The 20,688-nt window shown below is 65.4% G+C and carries 20 protein-coding genes; 14 read left to right on the top strand and 6 right to left on the bottom strand.

What is annotated here, in order from left to right:
• Positions 1 to 22: 22 nt before the first annotated feature.
• Positions 23 to 754, bottom strand: coding sequence for an SDR family oxidoreductase (locus ACODS9_RS00685; protein ID WP_046855892.1), 732 nt, complete (start codon positions 752 to 754; stop codon positions 23 to 25).
• 89 nt (positions 755 to 843) lie between these two features.
• Between ACODS9_RS00685 and ACODS9_RS00680 the strand changes: the two genes are divergently transcribed.
• The 5 genes from ACODS9_RS00680 (at position 844) to ACODS9_RS00660 (ending at position 7,986) form a co-directional block, all read left to right on the top strand.
• Complete coding sequence (locus tag ACODS9_RS00680; protein ID WP_401105211.1) at positions 844 to 1,407, top strand: TetR/AcrR family transcriptional regulator; 564 nt, start codon at positions 844 to 846, stop codon at positions 1,405 to 1,407.
• Complete coding sequence (locus ACODS9_RS00675) at positions 1,394 to 1,987, top strand: eCIS core domain-containing protein (protein ID WP_489093003.1); 594 nt, start codon at positions 1,394 to 1,396, stop codon at positions 1,985 to 1,987. Before ACODS9_RS00680 ends, ACODS9_RS00675 begins: the two co-directional genes overlap by 14 nt.
• A 153-nt stretch (positions 1,988 to 2,140) precedes the next feature.
• Positions 2,141 to 3,382: a multidrug efflux RND transporter periplasmic adaptor subunit MexE gene (gene mexE / locus ACODS9_RS00670; RefSeq protein WP_038705949.1), complete on the top strand. Its 1,242-nt coding sequence runs from the start codon at positions 2,141 to 2,143 to the stop codon at positions 3,380 to 3,382.
• A gap of 12 nt (positions 3,383 to 3,394) precedes the next feature.
• Entirely contained in the window at positions 3,395 to 6,574 is a 3,180-nt protein-coding gene (locus ACODS9_RS00665; RefSeq protein ID WP_489093002.1) for an efflux RND transporter permease subunit, read from the top strand.
• Entirely contained in the window at positions 6,571 to 7,986 is a 1,416-nt protein-coding gene (locus ACODS9_RS00660; RefSeq protein WP_489093001.1) for an efflux transporter outer membrane subunit, read from the top strand. The genes ACODS9_RS00665 and ACODS9_RS00660 overlap by 4 nt, the downstream gene beginning before the upstream one ends.
• An 80-nt stretch (positions 7,987 to 8,066) precedes the next feature.
• Here ACODS9_RS00660 and ACODS9_RS00655 read toward each other — a convergent pair whose 3' ends face one another.
• Positions 8,067 to 8,333, bottom strand: a complete 267-nt coding sequence (locus ACODS9_RS00655; protein WP_046855896.1) for a Pathogenicity locus — start codon at positions 8,331 to 8,333, stop codon at positions 8,067 to 8,069.
• A 92-nt stretch (positions 8,334 to 8,425) separates the two neighbouring features.
• On the opposite strand from ACODS9_RS00655, the gene ACODS9_RS00650 reads away from it, so the two are divergent.
• Positions 8,426 to 9,043, top strand: a complete 618-nt coding sequence (locus tag ACODS9_RS00650; RefSeq protein WP_038705946.1) for a LysE family transporter — start codon at positions 8,426 to 8,428, stop codon at positions 9,041 to 9,043.
• Between the two features lie 3 nt (positions 9,044 to 9,046).
• Here ACODS9_RS00650 and ACODS9_RS00645 read toward each other — a convergent pair whose 3' ends face one another.
• Together ACODS9_RS00645 and ACODS9_RS00640 are read right to left on the bottom strand one after the other, a co-directional pair.
• Positions 9,047 to 9,442 carry a hypothetical protein gene (locus tag ACODS9_RS00645; RefSeq protein ID WP_489093000.1) on the bottom strand — a complete coding sequence of 132 codons (396 nt, stop codon included), beginning with the start codon at positions 9,440 to 9,442 and terminating at the stop codon, positions 9,047 to 9,049.
• Positions 9,443 to 9,510: 68 nt separating this feature from the next.
• Entirely contained in the window at positions 9,511 to 10,212 is a 702-nt protein-coding gene (locus tag ACODS9_RS00640) for an NUDIX hydrolase (protein WP_489092999.1), read from the bottom strand.
• A 143-nt stretch (positions 10,213 to 10,355) separates the two neighbouring features.
• Here ACODS9_RS00640 and ACODS9_RS00635 point away from each other — a divergent pair, with 143 nt between their 5' ends.
• The 6 genes from ACODS9_RS00635 (at position 10,356) to ACODS9_RS00610 (ending at position 16,581) form a co-directional block, all read left to right on the top strand.
• Positions 10,356 to 11,006 (top strand): nicotinamidase, encoded by a 651-nt coding sequence (locus ACODS9_RS00635; protein WP_489092998.1) that lies wholly within the window; start codon positions 10,356 to 10,358, stop codon positions 11,004 to 11,006.
• Positions 11,003 to 12,199, top strand: coding sequence for a nicotinate phosphoribosyltransferase (gene pncB, locus ACODS9_RS00630; RefSeq protein ID WP_489092997.1), 1,197 nt, complete (start codon positions 11,003 to 11,005; stop codon positions 12,197 to 12,199). The genes ACODS9_RS00635 and pncB overlap by 4 nt, the downstream gene beginning before the upstream one ends.
• A 48-nt stretch (positions 12,200 to 12,247) precedes the next feature.
• Positions 12,248 to 13,057, top strand: coding sequence for a hypothetical protein (locus ACODS9_RS00625; protein WP_489092996.1), 810 nt, complete (start codon positions 12,248 to 12,250; stop codon positions 13,055 to 13,057).
• A 154-nt stretch (positions 13,058 to 13,211) separates the two neighbouring features.
• Positions 13,212 to 14,585, top strand: coding sequence for a nucleotide 5'-monophosphate nucleosidase PpnN (gene ppnN, locus ACODS9_RS00620; protein ID WP_046855903.1), 1,374 nt, complete (start codon positions 13,212 to 13,214; stop codon positions 14,583 to 14,585).
• Positions 14,586 to 14,801: 216 nt separating this feature from the next.
• Positions 14,802 to 15,452 carry a TIGR04211 family SH3 domain-containing protein gene (locus ACODS9_RS00615; RefSeq protein WP_367856142.1) on the top strand — a complete coding sequence of 217 codons (651 nt, stop codon included), beginning with the start codon at positions 14,802 to 14,804 and terminating at the stop codon, positions 15,450 to 15,452.
• A gap of 118 nt (positions 15,453 to 15,570) precedes the next feature.
• Positions 15,571 to 16,581, top strand: coding sequence for a zinc-binding alcohol dehydrogenase family protein (locus ACODS9_RS00610; RefSeq protein WP_489092995.1), 1,011 nt, complete (start codon positions 15,571 to 15,573; stop codon positions 16,579 to 16,581).
• Positions 16,582 to 16,632: 51 nt separating this feature from the next.
• On the opposite strand, the gene ACODS9_RS00605 is transcribed toward ACODS9_RS00610, so the two are convergent.
• Together ACODS9_RS00605 and ACODS9_RS00600 are read right to left on the bottom strand one after the other, a co-directional pair.
• Positions 16,633 to 17,538, bottom strand: coding sequence for a LysR family transcriptional regulator (locus ACODS9_RS00605; RefSeq protein WP_489092994.1), 906 nt, complete (start codon positions 17,536 to 17,538; stop codon positions 16,633 to 16,635).
• Positions 17,535 to 18,497, bottom strand: a complete 963-nt coding sequence (locus tag ACODS9_RS00600) for a GlxA family transcriptional regulator (protein ID WP_139670826.1) — start codon at positions 18,495 to 18,497, stop codon at positions 17,535 to 17,537. Before ACODS9_RS00600 ends, ACODS9_RS00605 begins: the two co-directional genes overlap by 4 nt.
• Before the next feature lie 103 nt (positions 18,498 to 18,600).
• Between ACODS9_RS00600 and ACODS9_RS00595 the strand changes: the two genes are divergently transcribed.
• Positions 18,601 to 19,389, top strand: a complete 789-nt coding sequence (locus tag ACODS9_RS00595) for an SDR family NAD(P)-dependent oxidoreductase (protein WP_489092993.1) — start codon at positions 18,601 to 18,603, stop codon at positions 19,387 to 19,389.
• Positions 19,390 to 19,461: 72 nt separating this feature from the next.
• The gene (locus ACODS9_RS00590; protein ID WP_489092992.1) at positions 19,462 to 20,682 is read left to right on the top strand and encodes a M20/M25/M40 family metallo-hydrolase; all 1,221 of its coding nucleotides are present in this window, start codon (positions 19,462 to 19,464) and stop codon (positions 20,680 to 20,682) included.
• Positions 20,683 to 20,688 lie beyond the last annotated feature (6 nt).

The raw sequence follows: 20,688 nt of genomic DNA, 5'->3' as shown, positions 1-20,688 counted from the left end.
AATCCTTGTATGAGGGAGGAATTTACCAGCGCTCCATCCACGGGCGCAGGTCCAGCTCGAAGGTCCAGGCATCACGCGGTTGCGCATGCAGGAACCAGTAACTGTCAGCGATGTGCGCAGGATCGAGGATGCCGTCCTGGTCCTTGAGCGCGTAGCGTTCAGGGAAGCTGTCGCGGATGAAGGCGGTGTCGATGGCACCATCAACCACCACGTGGCCGACATGGATGTTCCGTGGACCCAGTTCTCGCGCCATGCTCTGGGCCAGGGCGCGCAGGCCATGCTTGGCGCCGGCGAAGGCGGCGAAACCGGCCGCGCCACGGGTGCCAGCGGTGGCACCGGTGAAGAGGATGGTGCCGCGCTCTCGGGTGACCATACGCCGGGCGACCGCCTGGGCAGTGAGAAAGCCGGCGAAGCAGGCCATTTCCCAGATCTTGAAGTACTTGCGCGGGGTTTCCTCGAGGATGCTGCACGGCACATTGGCACCGATGTTGAAGACGAACGCCTCGATCGGGCCGATATCGCGCTCGATGGTCTCCACCAGCTCGGCGACCTCCTCTTCCTTGCGCGCATCCGAGCCAAAGCCATGGGCCTGGCCGCCCTCGGCGCGAATCTCGGCGAGCAGCGGCTGCAGCTTCTGCGCCTCGCGCCGGGTCACGCAGGCGATGTAGCCCTCGCGGGCGAAACGCTTGGCAATCTCGCCGCCGGTGGCATCACCCGCCCCGATCACCAGCACGACTTTTTGTTGTTCTGCCATGGACCGCTCCATTGATGAATGATCGTTTAGTAAACGAACGCTATGCTACGATCTACTCATCGTCAAGCCCACACCACGAGGTTGCGCGCATGCGCTATGCCACCGATCACAAGCAACAGACCCGCGAAAAACTGCTGTCCAGCAGCGGCGCCCTGGCCAAGCGCGGCGGTTTCGCCGCCACTGGCGTGGCCGGGCTGATGAAGGCCATCGGCCTGACCGGCGGCGCCTTCTACAACCACTTCCCGTCCAAGGATGACCTGTTCAGCGAGATCGTCCGCCGTGAACTGGCCAACAGCCCGCTGGCGCGCCTGGTCGAACGTGGCACCGACCGTGCGCGGCTCAAGCGCCTGCTCGACCAGTACCTGAGCCTGGCGCACCTGCACAATGCCGAAGGCGGCTGCCCGTTGCCGCCACTGGGGGTGGAGATCGCCCGCGCCGAACGGCCGGTGCGCGAACAGGCCGAACACTGGCTGCTGGAGTTGCACCAGGCCTGGAGCGAAACCCTGGATGATCCCGATCTGGCCTGGGCCTTGCTCAGCCAGTGTGTCGGCGCGCTGGTGGTGGGGCGCATGCTGGCCAGTGAACCGGTGCAGGCACAGGTGCTGGAGGCCAGCCGCAAGCTGGTCGAGCGGGTCTTCGATGAAGTTCGCTAGCACGCTGCTGGGGTTGCTGATGACCCTGCCCGCCTTCGCCCAGGACAGCTGCCCGACCGGGCAGTACCAGGTCTGCCTGGTGGTGTGCTTCTGCGCGCCCATCGACCCCAACCAAGGAGACCAGGTGCTGCAGGATGTCGAGCGCATGGCCACCGGCAGCCTGGTGTTCGCCCTGCGCCAGGCCCGCGACGAAGCCACTGCCAACGGCACGCAGCCGATTCCCCTGCATATCCGTGCCCAGCTCGAACCCTGGTACGACTTCGCCGTGCTCGACGCGGCACGTTACCGGGTCGGCAACGAACAGCAGATCAGCGCCGCCAACGCTCTACTGCAGAACCCGGACGTCAACGCCGTGACCCTGATCGACACGGTCATCTTCCGCCGCCCCGGCGATGCCGAGGACAACGTGGCGTTGTGGGCCCATGAGCTCAAGCACGTGCAGCAGTATCAGGAGCTGGGCGTCGAGGGCTTCGCCCAGCAGTACACCCGTGACTACCAAGCGCTGGAGGGCCCCGCCTACGAGATCGAGGCCAAGGTGGCCAAGGCGTTGCGTGAAAAGGCCGCTGGCGGGCCGCGCTGACTGCGCAATCCTGATGGGTGCCCATGCGTCATGATTGATGATGGCACCCTACATATCATTGCCCGTGATAATAACCTTCGCTCCATTTGATTCGTGCGTCACGCGCAAGACACTCAAACTCCGCCCACTACTAATATCTCGGCGGAGTTCTCCATGGATCACTCACTCAAACCCTTGCGCTTCCCCCTCGCTGCCCTGGCAGTGGTGGTGCTCAGCGCTTGTGGTCGCACCCCCGACGCCGTGCAGGCTCCCGCCGCGCCCAAAGTCAGCGTAGCCAAGGTGATCGAACAGCCGATCAACGAATGGGACGAGTTCACCGGCCGCCTCGAAGCACCGGAAACCGTCGAGGTACGCCCACGGGTGTCCGGCCAAGTCGACCTGGTGGCCTTCACCGAAGGCGCCCAGGTGAAGAAAGGCGACCTGCTGTTCCAGATCGACCCGCGCCCGTTCCAGGCCGAAGTCCGCCGCCTCGAAGCCCAGCTGCAACAAGCCAAGGCCACCGCCATCCGCAGCGCCAACGAAGCCCGCCGTGGCGAGCGCCTGCGTGACAGCAACGCCATCTCCGCGGAACTGGCCGAGTCGCGCACCAGCGCCGCCGCCGAAGCCCGCGCCGGGGTCGACGCAATCCAGGCCCAGCTCGACCTGGCCCGCCTGAACCTGAGCTTCACCCGCGTCACCGCGCCAATCAGCGGCCGGGTCAGCCGCGCCCAATTCACCGCCGGCAACATCGTCACGGCCGACGTCACCCCGCTGACCAGCGTGGTCTCCACCGACAAGGTCTACGCCTACTTCGACGCCGACGAGCGCGTGTACCTCAAGTACAGCCAGCTGGCCCGCGACGGCCAGCGCGGCCAGAGCACCCCGGTGTACCTGGGCCTGACCAACGAGACCGGCAACCCGCACCTGGGCCAGATGAACTTCGTCGACAACCAGGTCAACCCGCGCACCGGCACCATCCGTGGCCGCGCCGTGTTCGACAACCGCGACGGCCAGTTCACCCCCGGCCTGTACGCGCGCCTGAAGCTGGTCGGCAGCGCCCAGTACGACGCCGTGCTGATCAACGACGAAGCGGTCGGCACCGACCTTGGCAAGAAGTTCGTGCTGGTCATGGACAAGGACAACAAGGCCGCCTACCGCGCCGTGGAACTGGGGCCCAAGCTCGAAGGCCTGCGCATCGTGCGCAGCGGCCTGGGCAAGGACGACCGCATCGTGGTCAAGGGCCTGCAGCGCGTGCGCCCTGGCTCGCCGGTCACCCCGGAGGAAACGCCGATGGCCAGCGAGCAGACCCTCGCCGCCCTCGCCCAGCAGCGTCAGGCCCTGGAAGCCAGCAACCCGGCACCGAAGGTTGCCGGCGCCAATGTCAAAGTCGCCAGCGCCCAAGCGCCGCGCGGTTAAGGGACAACACCGATGAACTTTTCGAAATTCTTCATTACCCGGCCGATCTTCGCCGCGGTGCTGTCGCTGGTGCTGCTGATCGCGGGTTCGATCTCGCTGTTCCAGCTGCCGATCAGCGAATACCCCGAAGTGGTGCCGCCCACCGTGGTGGTGCGCGCCAACTTCCCCGGCGCCAACCCCAAGGTGATCGGCGAAACCGTCGCCGCGCCGCTTGAGCAAGCCATCACCGGTGTCGAGAACATGCTGTACATGTCCTCGCAGTCCACCGCCGACGGCAAGCTGACCCTGACCATCACCTTCGCCCTGGGCACCGACCTGGACAACGCCCAGGTACAGGTGCAGAACCGCGTCACCCGCACCCAGCCCAAGCTGCCGGAAGAAGTGACCCGTATCGGTATCACCGTCGACAAGGCCTCGCCCGACCTGACCATGGTCGTGCACCTGACCTCGCCGGACAACCGCTACGACATGCTCTACCTGTCCAACTACGCCATCCTCAACATCAAGGATGAGCTGGCGCGCCTGGGCGGCGTGGGCGACGTGCAGCTGTTCGGCATGGGCGACTACTCGCTGCGCGTGTGGCTCGATCCGAACAAGACCGCCTCGCGCAACCTGACCGCCAGCGACGTGGTGGCCGCGATCCGCGAGCAGAACCGCCAGGTCGCCGCCGGCCAGCTCGGCGCCCCGCCCGCCCCCGGCTCGACCAGCTTCCAGCTGTCGATCAACACCCAGGGCCGCCTGGTCAACGAGGAAGAGTTCGAGAACATCATCATCCGTGCCGGCGCCAACGGCGAGATCACCCGCCTGAAGGACATCGCCCGGGTCGAACTCGGCTCCAGCCAGTACGCCCTGCGCTCGCTGCTGAACAACCAGCCGGCCGTGGCCATCCCGATCTTCCAGCGCCCGGGCTCCAACGCCATCGAGATCTCCGACGAAGTACGGGCGAAGATGGCCGAGCTGAAGAAGGACTTCCCCGAAGGCATGGACTACAGCATCGTCTATGACCCGACAGTGTTCGTCCGCGGCTCCATCGAGGCGGTGGTGCACACCCTGTTCGAAGCGCTGATCCTGGTGGTGCTGGTCGTCATCCTGTTCCTGCAGACCTGGCGCGCCTCGATCATCCCGCTGCTGGCCGTGCCGGTGTCGCTGATCGGTACCTTCGCGGTGATGCACCTGTTCGGCTTCTCGCTCAACGCGCTATCGCTGTTCGGCCTGGTGCTGGCCATCGGTATCGTGGTGGACGACGCCATCGTCGTGGTGGAGAACGTCGAACGCAACATCGGGCTGGGCCTGAAACCGCTCAAGGCCACGCAAAAGGCCATGAGCGAAGTGACCGGGCCGATCATCGCCACAGCGCTGGTGCTGTGCGCCGTGTTCGTGCCGGCGGCGTTCATCTCGGGCCTTACCGGTCAGTTCTACAAACAGTTCGCCCTGACCATCGCCATCTCCACCGTGATCTCGGCGTTCAACTCGCTGACCCTGTCGCCGGCCCTGGCCGCCGTGCTGCTCAAGGACCACCACGCGCCCAAGGACCGTTTCTCGCGGTTCCTGGAAAAACTGCTGGGCAGCTGGCTGTTCGCCCCGTTCAACCGCTTCTTCGACCGCGCCAGCCATGGCTACGTCGGCGGCGTGCGCCGGGTCATCCGCTCCAGTGGTATCGCCCTGTTCGTGTATGCCGGCCTGATGGGCCTGACCTACCTGGGCTTCTCGTCCACCCCGACCGGCTTCGTGCCGTCCCAGGACAAGCAGTACCTGGTGGCCTTCGCCCAGTTGCCTGACGCCGCCAGCCTCGACCGCACCGAGGCGGTGATCAAGAAGATGAGCGAGATCGCCCTCAAGCAGCCGGGCGTGGCCGACTCGGTGGCCTTCCCGGGCCTGTCGATCAACGGTTTCACCAACAGTCCGAACAGCGGCATCGTGTTCACCCCGCTCAAGCCGTTCGACGAGCGCAAGGACCCGAGCCAGTCGGCGGCAGCCATCGCGGCCGCGCTGAACGCCCAGTTCGCCGATATCCAGGACGCCTACATCGCGATCTTCCCGCCTCCGCCGGTACAAGGCCTGGGCACCATCGGCGGCTTCCGCCTGCAGATCGAGGACCGCGGCAACCTGGGCTACGAAGCGCTGTACAAGGAAACCCAGAACATCATCGCCAAGAGCCACAACGTGCCGGAACTGGCGGGCCTGTTCACCAGCTACCAGGTCAACGTGCCGCAGGTCGATGCCGCCATCGACCGGGAAAAGGCCAAGACCCATGGCGTGGCGATCAACGACATCTTCGACACCCTGCAGGTCTACCTGGGCTCGCTGTACACCAACGACTTCAACCGCTTTGGCCGTACCTACCAGGTCAACGTCCAGGCCGAGCAGCAGTTCCGCCTCGACGCCGAACAGATCGGCCAGCTGAAGGTGCGCAACAACCTGGGCGAGATGATCCCGCTGGCGACCTTCCTCAAGGTCAGCGACACCTCGGGGCCTGACCGCGTGATGCACTACAACGGCTTCATCACCGCCGAGATCAACGGTGCCGCAGCCCCCGGCTACAGCTCCGGCCAGGCCGAGGCTGCGATCGAGAAGCTGCTCAAGGAGGAACTGCCCAACGGCATGACCTTCGAGTGGACCGACCTGACCTACCAGCAGATCCTCTCGGGCAACACCGCGCTGTTCGTGTTCCCGCTGTGCGTGCTGCTGGCCTTCCTGGTGCTGGCCGCCCAGTACGAAAGCTGGAGCCTGCCGCTGGCGGTGATCCTGATCGTGCCGATGACCCTGCTGTCGGCCATCACCGGGGTGATCATCTCCGGTGGCGACAACAACATCTTCACCCAGATCGGCCTGATCGTACTGGTGGGCCTGGCGTGCAAGAACGCGATCCTGATCGTCGAGTTCGCCAAGGATGAACAGGCCAAGGGCCTCGACCCGCTGGCTGCGGTACTGGAAGCCTGCCGCCTGCGTCTGCGGCCGATCCTGATGACCTCGATCGCCTTCATCATGGGTGTGGTGCCGCTGGTGTTCTCCTCCGGCGCCGGTGCCGAGATGCGTCACGCCATGGGTGTGGCGGTGTTCTCGGGGATGATCGGGGTGACCGTGTTCGGCCTGTTCCTGACCCCGGTGTTCTTCTTCCTGATCCGCCGTTTCGTCGAGCGTCGCCAGGCCCGCAAGGCCGAGCACGCCGTGGCACTGGAGAACCATGCATGAAGTTGTTCAAACCCCTGACCCCGAGCCTGCTGGCACTGGCCCTGGCGGCCTGCGCGGTGGGCCCGGACTACAAGGCCCCGCTGACCGAACCGGCCAAGCTGGACGCCGGCCTTGAAGCCAAAGCCTATGACCGCAGCCGCTTCGAGAGCGTGTGGTGGAAACAGTTCGACGACCCGGTGCTGAACCAGCTGGTGCAGGCATCGCTGGACGGCAACCGCGACCTGCGCGTGGCCTTCGCCCGCCTGAAAGCGGCGCGGTCGATTCGCGAGGACGTGTCCAACGACCAGATCCCCGTGGTCACCAGCCGCGCCAGCAGCGACCTGGGCAAGGGCCAGGTCCCTGGCCAGACCGAGCGCCGGGTCAACAGCGAACGCTATGACCTGGGCCTGGACATGGCCTGGGAGCTTGACCTGTTCGGCCGCATCCAGCGCCAGATCGAGGCCAGCGAAGCCCAGGAAGCGGCGGCCGAGGCCGACCTGCAGCAACTGCAGGTCAGCCTGATCGCCGAGCTGGTCGACGCCTACGGTCAATTGCGTGGCGCGCAACTGCGCGAGCAGATCGCCGTGGCCAACCTGAAGACCCAGCAGCAGTCGCGGGACATCACCGTGACCCTGCGCGACACCGGGGTCGGCAACGAACTCGACGTGGTGCGCGCTGACGCCCGCCTGGCGGGTGTCGAAGCCACCGTGCCGCAATTGCAGGCCGAACAGGTACGGGCGAAGAACCGCATCGCCACCCTGCTCGGCCAGCGCCCTGACGCGATGGCCGTGGACCTGTCGCCCAAGGCCCTGCCGGCCATCGCCAAGGCCTTGCCGGTGGGCGACCCCGGCGAGCTGCTGCGCCGCCGCCCGGACATCCGCAGCGCCGAGCGCCAGCTGGCTGCGGCCACGGCCAACGTCGGCGTGGCCACCGCCGACCTGTTCCCGCGGGTCAGCCTCAGTGGTTTCCTCGGCTTCACCGCCGCCCGCGGTTCGCAGATCGGCTCCTCGGCGGCCAACGCCTGGGCGCTGGGCCCGAGCATCACCTGGGCAGCGTTCGACCTGGGCAGCGTGCGTGCCCGCCTGCGTGGCGCCAAGGCCGATGCCGAAGGGGCGTTGGCCAACTACGAACAGCAAGTGCTGCTGGCCCTGGAAGAGTCCTCCAACGCCTTCAGCGACTACGGCAAGCGCCAGCAGCGCCTGCTGGCGCTGATGCGCCAGAGCGACGCCAGCCGCAAGGCGGCGGACCTGGCTTCGGTGCGCTACCGCGAAGGCACGGTGGACTATCTGGTGCTGCTCGACGCCGAGCGCGAGCGCCTGAGCGCCGAAGACGCCCAGGCCCAGGGCGAGGTCGAGCTGTACAGCGGCATCGTCGCGATCTACAAGGCGCTTGGCGGCGGCTGGCAACCCGATGTGGTGGCCAGCTCGCGCTGACCACCCCCTGATGTGAAGGCTCCTTTGGTTGGTTCCTCCCCCAACCGTTTGCCCCGAAGGCCTTGGTCTTCGGGGCTTTTTTATGCGCCGCTGGCGGGGCACGCGCCCTGCGGGACATGCTCCCTGGCCCGGGCAATCGCCGCCTGTATCGCCCCTCGTGCCTGGGGGCTGTTCTTCCAGCAACTGCTGCCCACCAGCCCGGCAGCCTCGGTGACGATCTGCAAGGCATCGGCTTCGGCCAGCCGTGCCAACGAGCCATACCCCAGTTGTTCAAGGCGCTGCACCACGGTCGGGCCCACGCCCTTGACCGCCAGCAGCACCGCCCGCTCATCCGCACTGAACGCCATCTTCACCTCCCTGGAACGTCGTGGCTTTGCAAACGCGGCGAATGATGGCATATATCGAAGTCTGCCTGCCCACCCCCACCAGGAGAATCCCCATGCTCGGCGTGACCGACTACGGCGCTTTCGTGATCGCGTTCCTCATCCTCCTGGCGATCCCCGGGCCCGGCAACTTCGCCCTGATCACCGCCACCGGCAAGGGCGGCATCAAGGGCGGGCTGGCCGCCACCTTCGGGGTGATCCTCGGCGACCAGGTGCTGATGTGGCTGGCGGTGGCCGGCGTGGCCACCCTGCTGGCCACCTACCCCACCGCCTTCCACGTAGTGCAGTGGGCCGGCGCCGCCTACCTGGCCTGGCTCGGCCTGCGCATGGTGCTGAGCAAGCCCGGCGGCGCCCCGCGCGAAAGCCGCATGGCCAGCGGCCGCTACCTGCGCCAGACCATGATGATCACCCTGCTCAACCCCAAGGCGATCATGTTCTACATGGCGTTCTTCCCGTTGTTCATCGACCCGGTGCGCCACCAGGGCGTGGTCACCTTCGCCTTCATGGCGCTGACCGTGGCCGGGCTTACCTTGCTCTACGGCCTGATCGCGGTGTTCCTTACCCACCGACTGGCCGAGCGCATGCGCGCCAGCCCGCGCATCGCCAACCTGCTCGAACGCCTGGCCGGCGCCTGCCTGGTCGGCTTCGGCATCAAGCTGGCGGCGATGCGCTGAGGCTCAGGCGTCGCGCAGCAGGTCGTGGGCGTCGAGCAGGCGGAAGGCCACTTGCGGGTTGCGCTCGAGCCCCCGGCGGATCGCCGCGGGGATGGCTTGGCGCGTCTTGCGGCACAGGCCCGGCTGGGGCTCCAGTTCGATGGCGATGCCGCGCATGGTGCGTACTTCGTTGAAGCCCGGGGCGATGTGCACGCGGATGCCGAGCTGCTCGTAGAGGCGTGACTGCAGGCGCTGCAGGTCTTCAAGATCCCTGAGGTTCTCCAGGCGCTCGACCAGGCGCTTTTCCTCCTCGCGGGTGAGCAGCAGGATGCGCCGCTCGGGGCCGTCGGCCAGACGTTCGCGGCCGCAGTCGCAGGCGCCTGGCGGGCATGGGTGGCGCAAGGGAGGCAGGTTGGTCATGGGGGCAAGGATAGTCGCTACTCGACAACAGCAGGAAGTGGCCGTGACGCGATTGCGGCCTGTCCTGACTATCCTCCCGCCAGCAGGCTCCGGTCGAACATGAACGCCCCGTTCCCCTGCGGGGTATGCCGATACAGTTGCTGTGGCCGTCCCAACCTGGGCTGGTTCTTCTCTCCGGTGTCTTGCACCCAACCTTCGCTCCGCATGCGCTCCAGGCGTTTGCGCAGCGAGGTGTTGTTCACCGGTTGCCCCAGGCACGCCTGAACTGCTGCCAGGGCTTCCAGCACGGTGAACCGCTCGGGTGCCAGATACAACGGCAGGTTGGTGTACACGGTCTTGGCCGCCAGCCGCTCATACGCGCGCTCGACCAGCAGGCGATGGTCGAACGGCAATGGTGGCTCATTGTCCAGGACGCCTTGCAGATCGAAAAAGGCAATCTGCGGATCCGCCACCACGACCGCAGGATCGAGCAACGCCAGATAGTAGGTGCTCAAGGTCCACCCCCGAGGATCGCGGGTCCCATTGCCCTCGGTGCCGACCTGCTCCAGGTGGCGTGGGTACACCTTGGCCTTTTCCGCAAGGGCCCGGCAGGCGGCAGCATCCAGGTTGTTGTCCGCAGTACTGCCATTGACGATGACGCCCGGCAAGGCCCACTGGCCCTTGTAGGGCATGCGTTGGCGCTGGTGCAGCAAGACCTGCAGGCGCTGGCTTTCAGGCGTCAGGCGCAGGGCGACGATATCCACGCTGGCCAGGACTTCTGCGCTGCTCAAGATGGCACTCCATTTTCAAATACGCAAATATTCCACCAGGTCAATTAAGTTGGTCAAGCATAAAATTTTGTGGAGGATATGGCTTGACATACTTAATTCACCAGGTGAAATATATGGCCACCCAAGCGAGAGGAGGCCTCCAAATGAACATTGCCAGCTTCGACGTCGATGCGCAGAACGGCTTCACCCCCAATGCCCCGCATGAGCTGCCCGTTCCCGACGGCCACCTGATCGCCCCCGCGCTCAACGCCATGGCCCGACGCGCCTCACTGCGTCTGGGCAGCAAGGACGCCCACCCGGCAAACGCCGCCTGGGTGGTCGCCGAATCCGCAAAGATGCTGCAACCCCTGGCCCTGGCCAACGCCGACCTGACCTGGGTCAGCCACTGCGTCCCCGGCACGCCCGGCTTCGAACTGCTCCCCGGCCTGCCCGCTCCCATCGACTACGACTACTTTGTCTGGAAAGGTGTCGAACCCGACCTGCACCCCTACGGCGCCTGCTACCACGACCTGGCCGAACGCCGCTCCACCGGTGTCATCGAGTTCCTCAAGGTGCAACAGGTACAGGCGATCATCGTTGGCGGCCTGGCGCTGGACTACTGCGTGCGCACCACCGCCCTGCAACTGCGCCGCGCCGGTTTCGAGGTGTTGTTGTACCTGCCGGCCTGCCGCGCACTGAGCGCTGAGGGCGCACAGGCTGCCTGCACTGCAATGGCCAATGCCGGCATCCACTTGTGCGGCGACGAACAGGCCCTCGACGATCGGCTCACCGCCCTCAAGGAGGATCGCCCATGAGCGACAGCGTTTTCGGCCCACGGATCATCCAGAACCTGCTGGACACCGACTTCTACAAGATCACCATGATGCAGGCGGTGCTGCACAACTACCCCAACGCCGAGGTGGAATGGGAGTTCCGCTGCCGCAACAACGAGGACCTGGCGCCCTACCTCGCCGAGATCCGCTACCAGGTCGAGCAGTTGGCCGACGTGTCGATCACCCACGACCAGTTGGCCTACCTGGAAAAGATTCCGTTCATCAAGCCAGACTTCATCCGCTTCCTCAGCCTGTTCCGCTTCAACCTGCGTTATGTGCAGGTGGGCCTGGACGACGCCGGGCAGCTGGCGATCCGCCTGCGCGGCCCCTGGTTGCACGTGATCCTGTTCGAGATCCCGCTGCTGGCGATCATCAGTGAAGTACGCAACCGTTATCGCTACCGCGAGGTGGTGATCGAACAGGTCGGCGAGCGCCTCTACCAGAAGCTCGACTGGCTCAAGGCCGAAGCCAGCGGCGACGAGCTGGCCGGCCTGCAGCTGGCCGACTTCGGCACCCGCCGGCGTTTCTCCTACCGGGTGCAGGAAGAGGTGGTGCACATCCTCAAGCGCGATTTCCCCGGGCGCTTCGTCGGCACCAGCAACGTGCACCTGGCCCGCGAGTACCAGGTCAAGCCTATCGGCACCATGGCCCACGAATGGTTCATGGCCCACCAGCAACTCGGCCCGCGCCTGGTGGACAGCCAGGCCGCAGCCCTCGAGTGCTGGGTGCGCGAGTACCGTGGCCAGCTGGGCATCGCCCTGACCGACTGCATCGGCATGGACGCGTTCATGAAGGACTTCGACCTGTACTTCGCCAAGCTCTTCGATGGTCTGCGCCATGACTCGGGCGAGCCGCTGGCCTGGGCCGAGAAAGCCATCGCCCACTATGAACGGCTGGGTATGGACCCGAAGGGCAAGACCCTGATTTTCTCCGACGGGCTGGACTTCGAGAAGATGCTGACCCTCTACCGCGCCCTGCACGGGCGGATCAACGTCAGCTTCGGTATCGGCACCAACCTGACCTGCGACATCCCCGGCGTCACGCCGATGAACATCGTGATCAAGATGACCGCCTGCAACGGCGCACCAGTGGCGAAGATTTCCGACAGCCCGGGCAAGACCCAGTGCCGGGACGAGAACTTCGTGACCTACCTGAAACATGTGTTCAACCGCTGAAAAGTAGCTCCCTTCGCTTTCATTCCACCAGCCACAAGGAACTGCAACATGCTCCCCCACAAACCTGTAATGCGTTACCTGACCAGAAGCAAATTCGAGTACCTGCTTGAAGACAATGGCATCTATGTAAGCGCCGCCTGCGATCAGTCGGACCCGCACGAAGGCGACTACGACCACCGCTACCTTTCCAGGCTCCTGCGTAATGAAGCTGGTTGCGAGGAGGAACTGATGGAAAAAGTCGACGACATGATGCTCGGTAGCAAGAATGTCGGGCGTGAAACCACTTACCTGAGCTGCTGGTATTGCTCCGATGAGGAATCACCCGAGATGTGGAAAGAGTATGGTACAGACGGTGTCATCATCTTCAGCACCGACCTGGCGCTGGAATTCGCACTGCCCAAACCGTTGAATCAAACCACCGAATTCTATGAGTTGACTTACAGTGACCAGCTCAAGCTGCAGGCCAACCAACAACCGTTCCGCTTCAAGAATGGGCGATTCGAGCATGAGAAAGAATTCCGTGTGGAGTTCAACCTGCTCGCTTATTCGGTCCTGACCGGCTTCGAGCCACGTAACGAAGTAAGGGTAGGCGGAGTTCTCTCTCACGAGTGCGACGAGATCACCTCGTGCATGTCACCAGAGGCGCGGGCTCAGAGTCATCACGTCATTCGCCGCAAAGGCAAGGGTTATGTTCTCGCCTACCCGCTCGCCAAGATCATCCACGAGGTGCGCGTGCATCCCAATGCATCGGATGAGGAGCTCGAGGAAGTACGCGCATCCTTGAAAGCGTGTGGCATCGATTGCACCGTCAGGCACTCCTCACTCCGCGGGCTTCTCGTTGAGCAAGAACTGGCCTGATGTACAACGCAGACAAACGCGAGGGGAATGGCACGCTTCGAGGGCATAGCTCATCGACACACAGCAATGATTTTCCACTGCCCCTCGTTGCCACGCACATTTGCTTGTATGGTGTTGTCAAAGAAGGATGTTTTACCCGCACAGGAAAGACCAGATGCCCCAACGCAATGTCATCAACGCCTCCGTCAGCCCCAAGGGCAGCCTGGAGACGCTGTCGCAACGTGAAGTCCAGCAACTGAGCGAAGTCGGTACCGGCAGCCTCTACACCCTGTTCCGCCAGTGCGCCCTGGCCATCCTCAACACCGGCGCCCATGTCGACAATGCCAAGACCATCCTCGAGGCCTACAAGGACTTTGAGGTACGCATCCACCAGCAGGACCGCGGCGTGCGCCTGGAACTGCTCAACGCCCCGGCCGACGCCTTCGTCGATGGCGAGATGATCGCCAGTACCCGCGAGATGCTGTTCAGCGCCCTGCGCGACATCGTCTACACCGAGAGTGAACTGGCCAGCCAGCGCATCGACCTGGAAAGTTCGCAAGGCATCACCGACTACGTCTTCCACCTGCTGCGCAACGCCCGCACCCTGCGCCCCGGTGTCGAGCCGAAGATGGTGGTGTGCTGGGGCGGCCACTCGATCAGCACCGAGGAATACCAGTACACCAAGAAGGTCGGCCACGAGCTGGGCCTGCGCAAGCTGGACGTCTGCACCGGCTGCGGCCCGGGCGTGATGAAAGGGCCGATGAAGGGCGCCACCATCGCCCATGCCAAGCAGCGCATGCACGGCAGCCGCTACCTGGGCCTGACCGAGCCGGGCATCATCGCCGCCGAGGCGCCCAACCCGATCGTCAACGAGCTGGTGATCCTGCCGGACATCGAGAAGCGTCTTGAAGCCTTCGTGCGTGTCGGCCACGGCATCATCATCTTCCCCGGCGGCGCCGGTACCGCCGAGGAGTTCCTTTACCTGCTCGGCATCCTCATGCACCCGGACAACCAGGGTCTGCCGTTCCCGGTGGTGCTCACCGGGCCGCGCAGCGCCGAGCCGTTCCTGCTGCAGTTGCATGCCTTCGTCGGCGCCACCCTCGGCGAGGCGGCGCAACGCCACTACCAGATCATCATCGACGACCCGGCCGAAGTGGCCCGGCAGATGGTCGAGGGGCTCAAGGCAGTCAAGCAATTCCGCCGCGAGCGCAACGACGCCTTCCACTTCAACTGGCTGCTGAAGATCGACGAAGGCTTCCAGCGCCCGTTCGACCCGACCCACGAGAACATGGCCAACCTGGCCCTGCGCCGCGACCTGCCGCCCCACGAGCTGGCGGCCAACCTGCGCCGGGCGTTCTCGGGGGTGGTTGCCGGCAACGTCAAGGACAAGGGCATCCGCCTGATCGAGGAGCACGGGCCGTACCAGATCCGCGGCGATGCAGCGATCCTCGACCCGCTCGGGCGCCTGCTGCAGGCGTTCGTCGACCAGCACCGCATGAAGTTGCCCGGTGGGGCGGCGTATGTGCCGTGCTATGAAGTAGTGGCCTGAGGGCACTGGGGGCCGCTTTGCGGCCCTTTCGCCGGCGAACTGGCGCCCACAGCAGCCAGTAACTCCTGATTTTTCGCAATATTTTGCAGATATTTCCTGCGGCAGGCGGTGAACCTGCCCACAAAAAAACGGTCTTTCGCTGACGGTCAATCCACCCGACCGGATCGCCGGCCCAGTCATCGGGCCTTCATTCGTCCTGTTTCAGCGAAGACCAGCATGCCAGACATCCAACCCGCTTCCCCTGCCCTCACCGCCCTGCGCGGTGGCCTGATCGCCGCCCTGATCGCCCTCGCCGCCCCGGCCCACGCCGAAGAGCCGGCCACTGATGCGCGTTGGGTCAGTGACAGCCTGGCCACTTACGTACGCAGCGGCCCTACCGATGGCCATCGCATCGTCGGCACGCTCAAGTCCGGGCAGAAGGTCACTTTGGTCACAAGCCAGGGCAACTACAGCCAGGTACGCGGGCAGAGCGGCGACCTGGTGTGGATCCTCACCAGCGACTTGCAGGCCGTACCCGGCCAGAGCGAGCGCCTGCCGCAGCTCGACGCCCAGGTGGCCGAACTGTCCGGCCAGCTCAAGACCATCGACGACAGCTGGAAGAACCGCGTGCAGGGCATGCAGGAGACCCTCGACTCGCGCAAGGCGCTGATCGACGAGCTGGAAACCCGCAACAAGGCACTCAACGAGCAGCTCGAACAGAGCCAGTCGAGCCTGCGCGATACCCAGGCACGCCTGGGTGACGAGAACAAGCAGGTGATGATGCGCTACATGGTGTATGGCGGCAGCATCGCCGGCGCCGGGCTGCTGGCGGGGCTCATCCTGCCGGCGCTGACCCGCGGGCGCAAACGCAACGATCGCTGGTTCTGACCAGCATGGCCGCTACATTTTCAAGAAAATGCTGAAACTGTTCCTGTGATTACGATGTTTTTGCGATAAATCTTGCAGGCTAAGGTTGCCCTACCTACCACTCAGGGACCCTGATGCCATGAAAGCCATCGTCTTCACCCAACACGGCCTGCCACTGACCGACCCGGCCTCGCTCTACGACAGCGACCTGCCCGCGCCTGCCCCCGGCCCACGCGATCTGCTGGTGGAGGTCCGCGCCATCGCGGTCAACCCGGTCGACACCAAGGTCCGCGCCGGCAGCGGGAGCACCGGCCAACCCAAGGTGCTGGGCTGGGACGCGGTCGGCGTGGTGCGCGCCATCGGCGAACAGGTGACCCTGTTCCAGCCGGGCGACGAGGTCTTCTATGCCGGTGCCATCGACCGCCCCGGCAGCTACAGCGAACTGCACCTGGTCGATGAGCGCATCGTCGGCCACAAGCCGCGCAGCCTGGACAATGCCAGCGCCGCCGCCCTGCCGCTGACCTCGATCACCGCCTGGGAGCTGCTGTTCGACCGCCTGGGCGTGCACGAAGGCGGCGGCGAAGGGCAAAGCCTGCTGATCGTCGGCGCCGGCGGTGGCGTGGGTTCGATCCTCACCCAACTGGCGCGCAAGCTCACCAACCTCACCGTGATCGGCACCGCCTCGCGCCCCGAGACCCAGGCCTGGGTACGTCAACTCGGCGCCCACCAGGTGATCGATCACAACCAGCCGCTGGCACCCCAGCTGGACGCCGTGGGTATTGGCCAGGTGGACCTGGTGATCAGCCTGACCCACACCGACCGCCACTTCGCGCAGTTGGTCGAGGTGCTGCGCCCACAAGGCCGCCTGGCACTGATCGACGACCCTGCCAGCCTCGATGTGGTGCCGCTCAAGCGCAAGTCGCTATCGTTGCACTGGGAGCTGATGTTCACCCGTTCGCTGTACCAGACCGCCGACATGATCAAGCAGCACGAACTGCTGGAGCGAATCGCCGGGCTGGTCGATGAAGGCGTGATCAAGACCACGCTGGGCGAGCATTTCGGCGCGATCAACGCGGCCAACCTGCGCCGCGCCCACGAGTTGATCGAAAGCGGCAAGGCAAAGGGCAAGGTTGTACTGGAAGGTTTCTAGATTTCCGAGGGGCCAGGCAGCGGCGCTACGCCGCTCCTGCAGATTACTCAGCTAACCCAACTCGGCAAACTTCTCCCCCAGGTAGCTCCGCAACCGCTGGATCGCCGGCGACACCGCCTGACGGTGCACGCACACCAGTTGCAGCGGCGCCGCCTGGCCGCATTGCGATGGGAACAGCTCCACCAGCCGCCCGGCCCGCACATCGGCCAGCACATCCAGCCGCGACTTGTAGACGATCCCCAACCCCGCCACCGCCCAGCGGCGGACCACATCGGCGTCGTCACTGGTGCGGTCGCCCGAAACGCTCACCGTCCTGACCCCGTCCGGCAGGTGAAAACCCCAACGTTCGTGGGTCTGTTCGCCCATCACATAGCGCAGGCAATTGTGCCCGGCCAGCTCCTCCGGGGTGCGCGGCGCGCCATGGCGAGCGATGTAGCTCGGCGCGGCGCATAGCGTGCGGCGGTTGTCCGGGGCCAAAGGCAGCGCCACCAGTCCCGAATCGGCCAACTGGCCGTAGCGGATACTGGCATCCAGGCGATCCCCCACCATGTCCGCCACTTGGTCGCTCAGGCGCAATTGCAGGCTGATGCCAGGGTGCTGCAGCTGGAACTCGTCGAGCCAGGGCAGCAGCACATTGCGTCCCAGGTCCGAGGGCATCGACAGGCGCAGCACCCCGCCGATCTCTTCGCGCCCTTGCTCCAGGGCCATTTCACCCTCTACCAGTGCCTCGAGCACCTGCCGCGCGTGGGGCAGGTAGCGCTGGCCTTCATCCGACAGGCGCAGGCGCCGGGTCGAACGCACCAGCAGGCGGAACCCCAGGCTGCGTTCCAGGCGCTGCACGGCGCCGCTGGCCAGGGCCGGCGAGATGTCCAGCTGGCGCGCCGCCGCAGAGAAACTGCCGGTTGCCACGGTACTGACGAACACCTGCAGGTCGTCCATGCGCACGAGCTTCTTCATGCCGGCACCTCGCTGTCCAGGCGCCGCGCATCGCGGCGAACGGCCTGCGGCGGGATGCCGAAGCCGCGCAGGAACGCCTCGCGCAGATGCCGACGATCGCGGAAGCCGGTCTCGCGAGCTACCACATCAAGGCTGTGGCGGCTCTGTTCGATCAGCAGCCGCGCCGCCTCCAGGCGCAGGCGCTCGATGGCCTTGGCCGGCGATTCACCGGTCTCGGCGCTGAACACGCGACTGAACTGACGCGGGCTCAGGTGCGCCACCTCGGCCAGCGTTTCGACGGTCAGGGGCTGCCCCAGGTGCCCGCGCACATGCTCCAGCGCCGCCTGGATACGGTCCGAGCGCGGCGCCATGGCCAACAGCTGTGAATGTTGCGATTGCCCGCCCGAACGGCGCTGGTGCATCACCAGGCGATGGGCCACGCCCCGGGCGATCTCGGCGCCCAGGTCCTGCTCGACCATGCCCAGGGCCATGTCGATGCAAGCGGTCATGCCGGCCGAGGTCCACAGGTTGCCATCGGCGATGAAGATGCGGTCTTCCTCCAGCTGGATGCGCGGGAACATCTCGCGGAACTCACGGGCAAAGGCCCAGTGGGTGGTGGCGCGGCGCCCGTCGAGCAGGCCGGCCTGCGCCAGTATGAAAGCCCCGGTGCAGATACCCGCCGTGCGCCGGGCCTGGCCGCCGAGGCGCCGCACCAGCGCGACCGACTCGGGTGTAGGCGGTAAATCGACGGGCGACAAGGTGCCCGCCACCAGCCAGGTATCGGCATGGCTCGGCGACCCTACCGCCTGGGTGTCGAGCACCAGGCCCAGCGACGAACGCAGCGGGCCACCAGCGACACTGAAGTTGCCCAAGGCGTAGACCGGCCGCCCGGCCAGCAGGTTGGCGAACTCGAACACCGACTGCGAGGCCAGCGCCATCACCTGGAAACCTTCGCACAACAGATAACCGACCCGATGCATGGGTACACTCCGGAGCATGTCTCGAATACGTACTATATGCGTCATTTGCGCCAACGGCAAAGCCTAGCATCATGGCCTCACCCCAACCCACGGAGTCACAACCATGAGCTCGAAAGGCACCGCACTCATCACTGGCGCATCCACCGGCATCGGTGCTGTGTACGCCGAACAGCTGGCCCGCCGTGGCCACGACCTGATCCTGGTGGCGCGCAACCGCGAACGTCTCAACGCGCAGGCTGAGCGCCTCACCACCCTGACCGGCCGCAGCGTCGAGGTACTGCCGGCGGACCTGGCCGATGCACGGGACCTGGCATCCATCGAAGCGCGCCTGCGCGAGGATGCCAGCATCGACCTGCTGGTCAACAATGCCGGGGTCGGCACCCACACCCCGCTGCTGGACAGCGACGTGGAGCAGATGAGCCGGATGATCGCCCTCAACGTCACTGCCCTCACCCGCCTGACCTACGCGGCGGTACCCGGTTTCGTCACCCGTGGGCGCGGCGCGGTGATCAACATCTCGTCGGTGGTGAGCCTGGCGCCCGAACTGCTGAATGGCGTGTATGGCGCGAGCAAAGCCTATGTCACCGCCTTCAGCCAGTCGCTGCACAAGGAGCTGGCCGGCAGTGGTGTTCAGGTCCAGGCCGTGTTGCCTGGCGCCACCGCCACGGACTTCTGGGCCATCGGCGGGCTGCCGGTGGAAAACCTCGACCCGGCTATCGTGATGACGGCGCAGGACCTGGTCGAGGCGGCGCTGCAGGACTTCGATGCGCAGCGGTTGATCTCGATCCCGTCGCTGCATGAGTTCGAGCGCTACGAAACCTTTGAAGGTGCCCGCCTGGGCCTGGCCGGGCAGTTGTCAAACCAGCGTCTGGCGCATCGTTACGGTCTGTAGACACCACGGCTCGGGCGGCCATTCATCGGGTAGGGTCTACGCTGAAGGGTTCATGACAACGAGACCCTGCCCATGCATCTGCGACTTTGCACTCTGGCCCTCGCCCTCACCTGCGCCACCGCCCAGGCCGCCGAACCCACGCCCCAGGAGCTGTACAGCCAGGCCCAGGCCGAACAGCCGCACTACCTGGAAACCCTCAAGTCCCTGGTTTCGGTAGACACCGGCACCGGTACCGAGGCGGGCCTGAAACAGGTTGGTGCCGAGCTGGTGAAACGCCTCGCGGCCCTCGGCGCCAAGGTCACCACCCAACCGGCCACGCCGTCGGTGGGCGACAACATCGTCGGCACATTCAAGGGCGCCGGCGACAAGGACTTCCTGCTGATGGTCCACTACGACACGGTGTTCGGCCCCGGTACCGTGGCCAAGCGCCCATTCCGTATCGAAGGCGAGCGCGCCTATGGCCCTGGCGTGGCCGATGCCAAGGGCGGCGTGGCGATGATCCTGCATGCGCTGAAGCTGCTGCAGGACCAGCAATACAAGGGCTATCGCACCCTCACCGTGCTGTTCAACCCGGATGAGGAAATGGGCTCGGCCGGCTCCAGGCAGCTTATCGCCGAGCTGGCGCGCAAGCATGACTTCGTCTTTTCCTACGAGCCACCGGACAAGGACGCGGTGACCGTCGCCACCAACGGCATCAACCGCCTGAAACTCACGGTGAACGGCCGCGCCTCCCACGCTGGCTCCGCGCCGGAGGCCGGGCGCAACGCGCTGATCGAGCTGGCGCACCAGTTGCTGCAATTGAATGCCCTCGGCGACAAGGACAAGGGCACCACCGTCAACTGGACCCTGGCCAAGGCCGGAGAGAAGGCCAACATCATCCCTGCCCAGGCCAGCGCCGAGGCCGACATGCGTTATTCCGACCTGAGCGAGACCGAGCGGGTGCAGGAGGATGCCTTGCAGATCATCAAGAAGCAGTTGGTCGCCGATACCCAGGTCGAGCTGGTCATGGAAAAAGGCCGTCCGCCACTGGCGAAGAACGACGCCTCCACGCAGCTTGCACAGACTGCGCGGCAGCTCTACAGCAAGATCGACCGGCAACTGCAGCCCATCGCCATGCGCTTCGGCACCGACGCCGGCTATGCCTACGTGCCCGACAGCGACAAGCCCGCAGTGCTGGAGACCCTGGGCGTGGTCGGCGCCGGCCTGCATGGCGACGACGAGTACATGGAGATCGCCAGCGTGGCGCCGCGCCTGTACCTGACGGTGGCGATGATCAGGCAACTGGCGCAATAGGCCACT

This window comes from Pseudomonas sp. FG36 (assembly GCF_057809275.1).
This window is presented reverse-complemented; position numbering and strand designations above follow the sequence as displayed.

Coding starts and splice junctions, on each gene's coding strand:
- ACODS9_RS00685 (WP_046855892.1), bottom strand. CDS start 754: ATGGCAGAACAACAAAAAGTCGTGCTGGTGATCGGGGCGGGTGATGCC.
- ACODS9_RS00680 (WP_401105211.1), top strand. CDS start 844: ATGCGCTATGCCACCGATCACAAGCAACAGACCCGCGAAAAACTGCTG.
- ACODS9_RS00675 (WP_489093003.1), top strand. CDS start 1,394: ATGAAGTTCGCTAGCACGCTGCTGGGGTTGCTGATGACCCTGCCCGCC.
- mexE (WP_038705949.1), top strand. CDS start 2,141: ATGGATCACTCACTCAAACCCTTGCGCTTCCCCCTCGCTGCCCTGGCA.
- ACODS9_RS00665 (WP_489093002.1), top strand. CDS start 3,395: ATGAACTTTTCGAAATTCTTCATTACCCGGCCGATCTTCGCCGCGGTG.
- ACODS9_RS00660 (WP_489093001.1), top strand. CDS start 6,571: ATGAAGTTGTTCAAACCCCTGACCCCGAGCCTGCTGGCACTGGCCCTG.
- ACODS9_RS00655 (WP_046855896.1), bottom strand. CDS start 8,333: ATGGCGTTCAGTGCGGATGAGCGGGCGGTGCTGCTGGCGGTCAAGGGC.
- ACODS9_RS00650 (WP_038705946.1), top strand. CDS start 8,426: ATGCTCGGCGTGACCGACTACGGCGCTTTCGTGATCGCGTTCCTCATC.
- ACODS9_RS00645 (WP_489093000.1), bottom strand. CDS start 9,442: ATGACCAACCTGCCTCCCTTGCGCCACCCATGCCCGCCAGGCGCCTGC.
- ACODS9_RS00635 (WP_489092998.1), top strand. CDS start 10,356: ATGAACATTGCCAGCTTCGACGTCGATGCGCAGAACGGCTTCACCCCC.
- pncB (WP_489092997.1), top strand. CDS start 11,003: ATGAGCGACAGCGTTTTCGGCCCACGGATCATCCAGAACCTGCTGGAC.
- ACODS9_RS00625 (WP_489092996.1), top strand. CDS start 12,248: ATGCTCCCCCACAAACCTGTAATGCGTTACCTGACCAGAAGCAAATTC.
- ppnN (WP_046855903.1), top strand. CDS start 13,212: ATGCCCCAACGCAATGTCATCAACGCCTCCGTCAGCCCCAAGGGCAGC.
- ACODS9_RS00615 (WP_367856142.1), top strand. CDS start 14,802: ATGCCAGACATCCAACCCGCTTCCCCTGCCCTCACCGCCCTGCGCGGT.
- ACODS9_RS00610 (WP_489092995.1), top strand. CDS start 15,571: ATGAAAGCCATCGTCTTCACCCAACACGGCCTGCCACTGACCGACCCG.
- ACODS9_RS00605 (WP_489092994.1), bottom strand. CDS start 17,538: ATGAAGAAGCTCGTGCGCATGGACGACCTGCAGGTGTTCGTCAGTACC.
- ACODS9_RS00600 (WP_139670826.1), bottom strand. CDS start 18,497: ATGCATCGGGTCGGTTATCTGTTGTGCGAAGGTTTCCAGGTGATGGCG.
- ACODS9_RS00595 (WP_489092993.1), top strand. CDS start 18,601: ATGAGCTCGAAAGGCACCGCACTCATCACTGGCGCATCCACCGGCATC.
- ACODS9_RS00590 (WP_489092992.1), top strand. CDS start 19,462: ATGCATCTGCGACTTTGCACTCTGGCCCTCGCCCTCACCTGCGCCACC.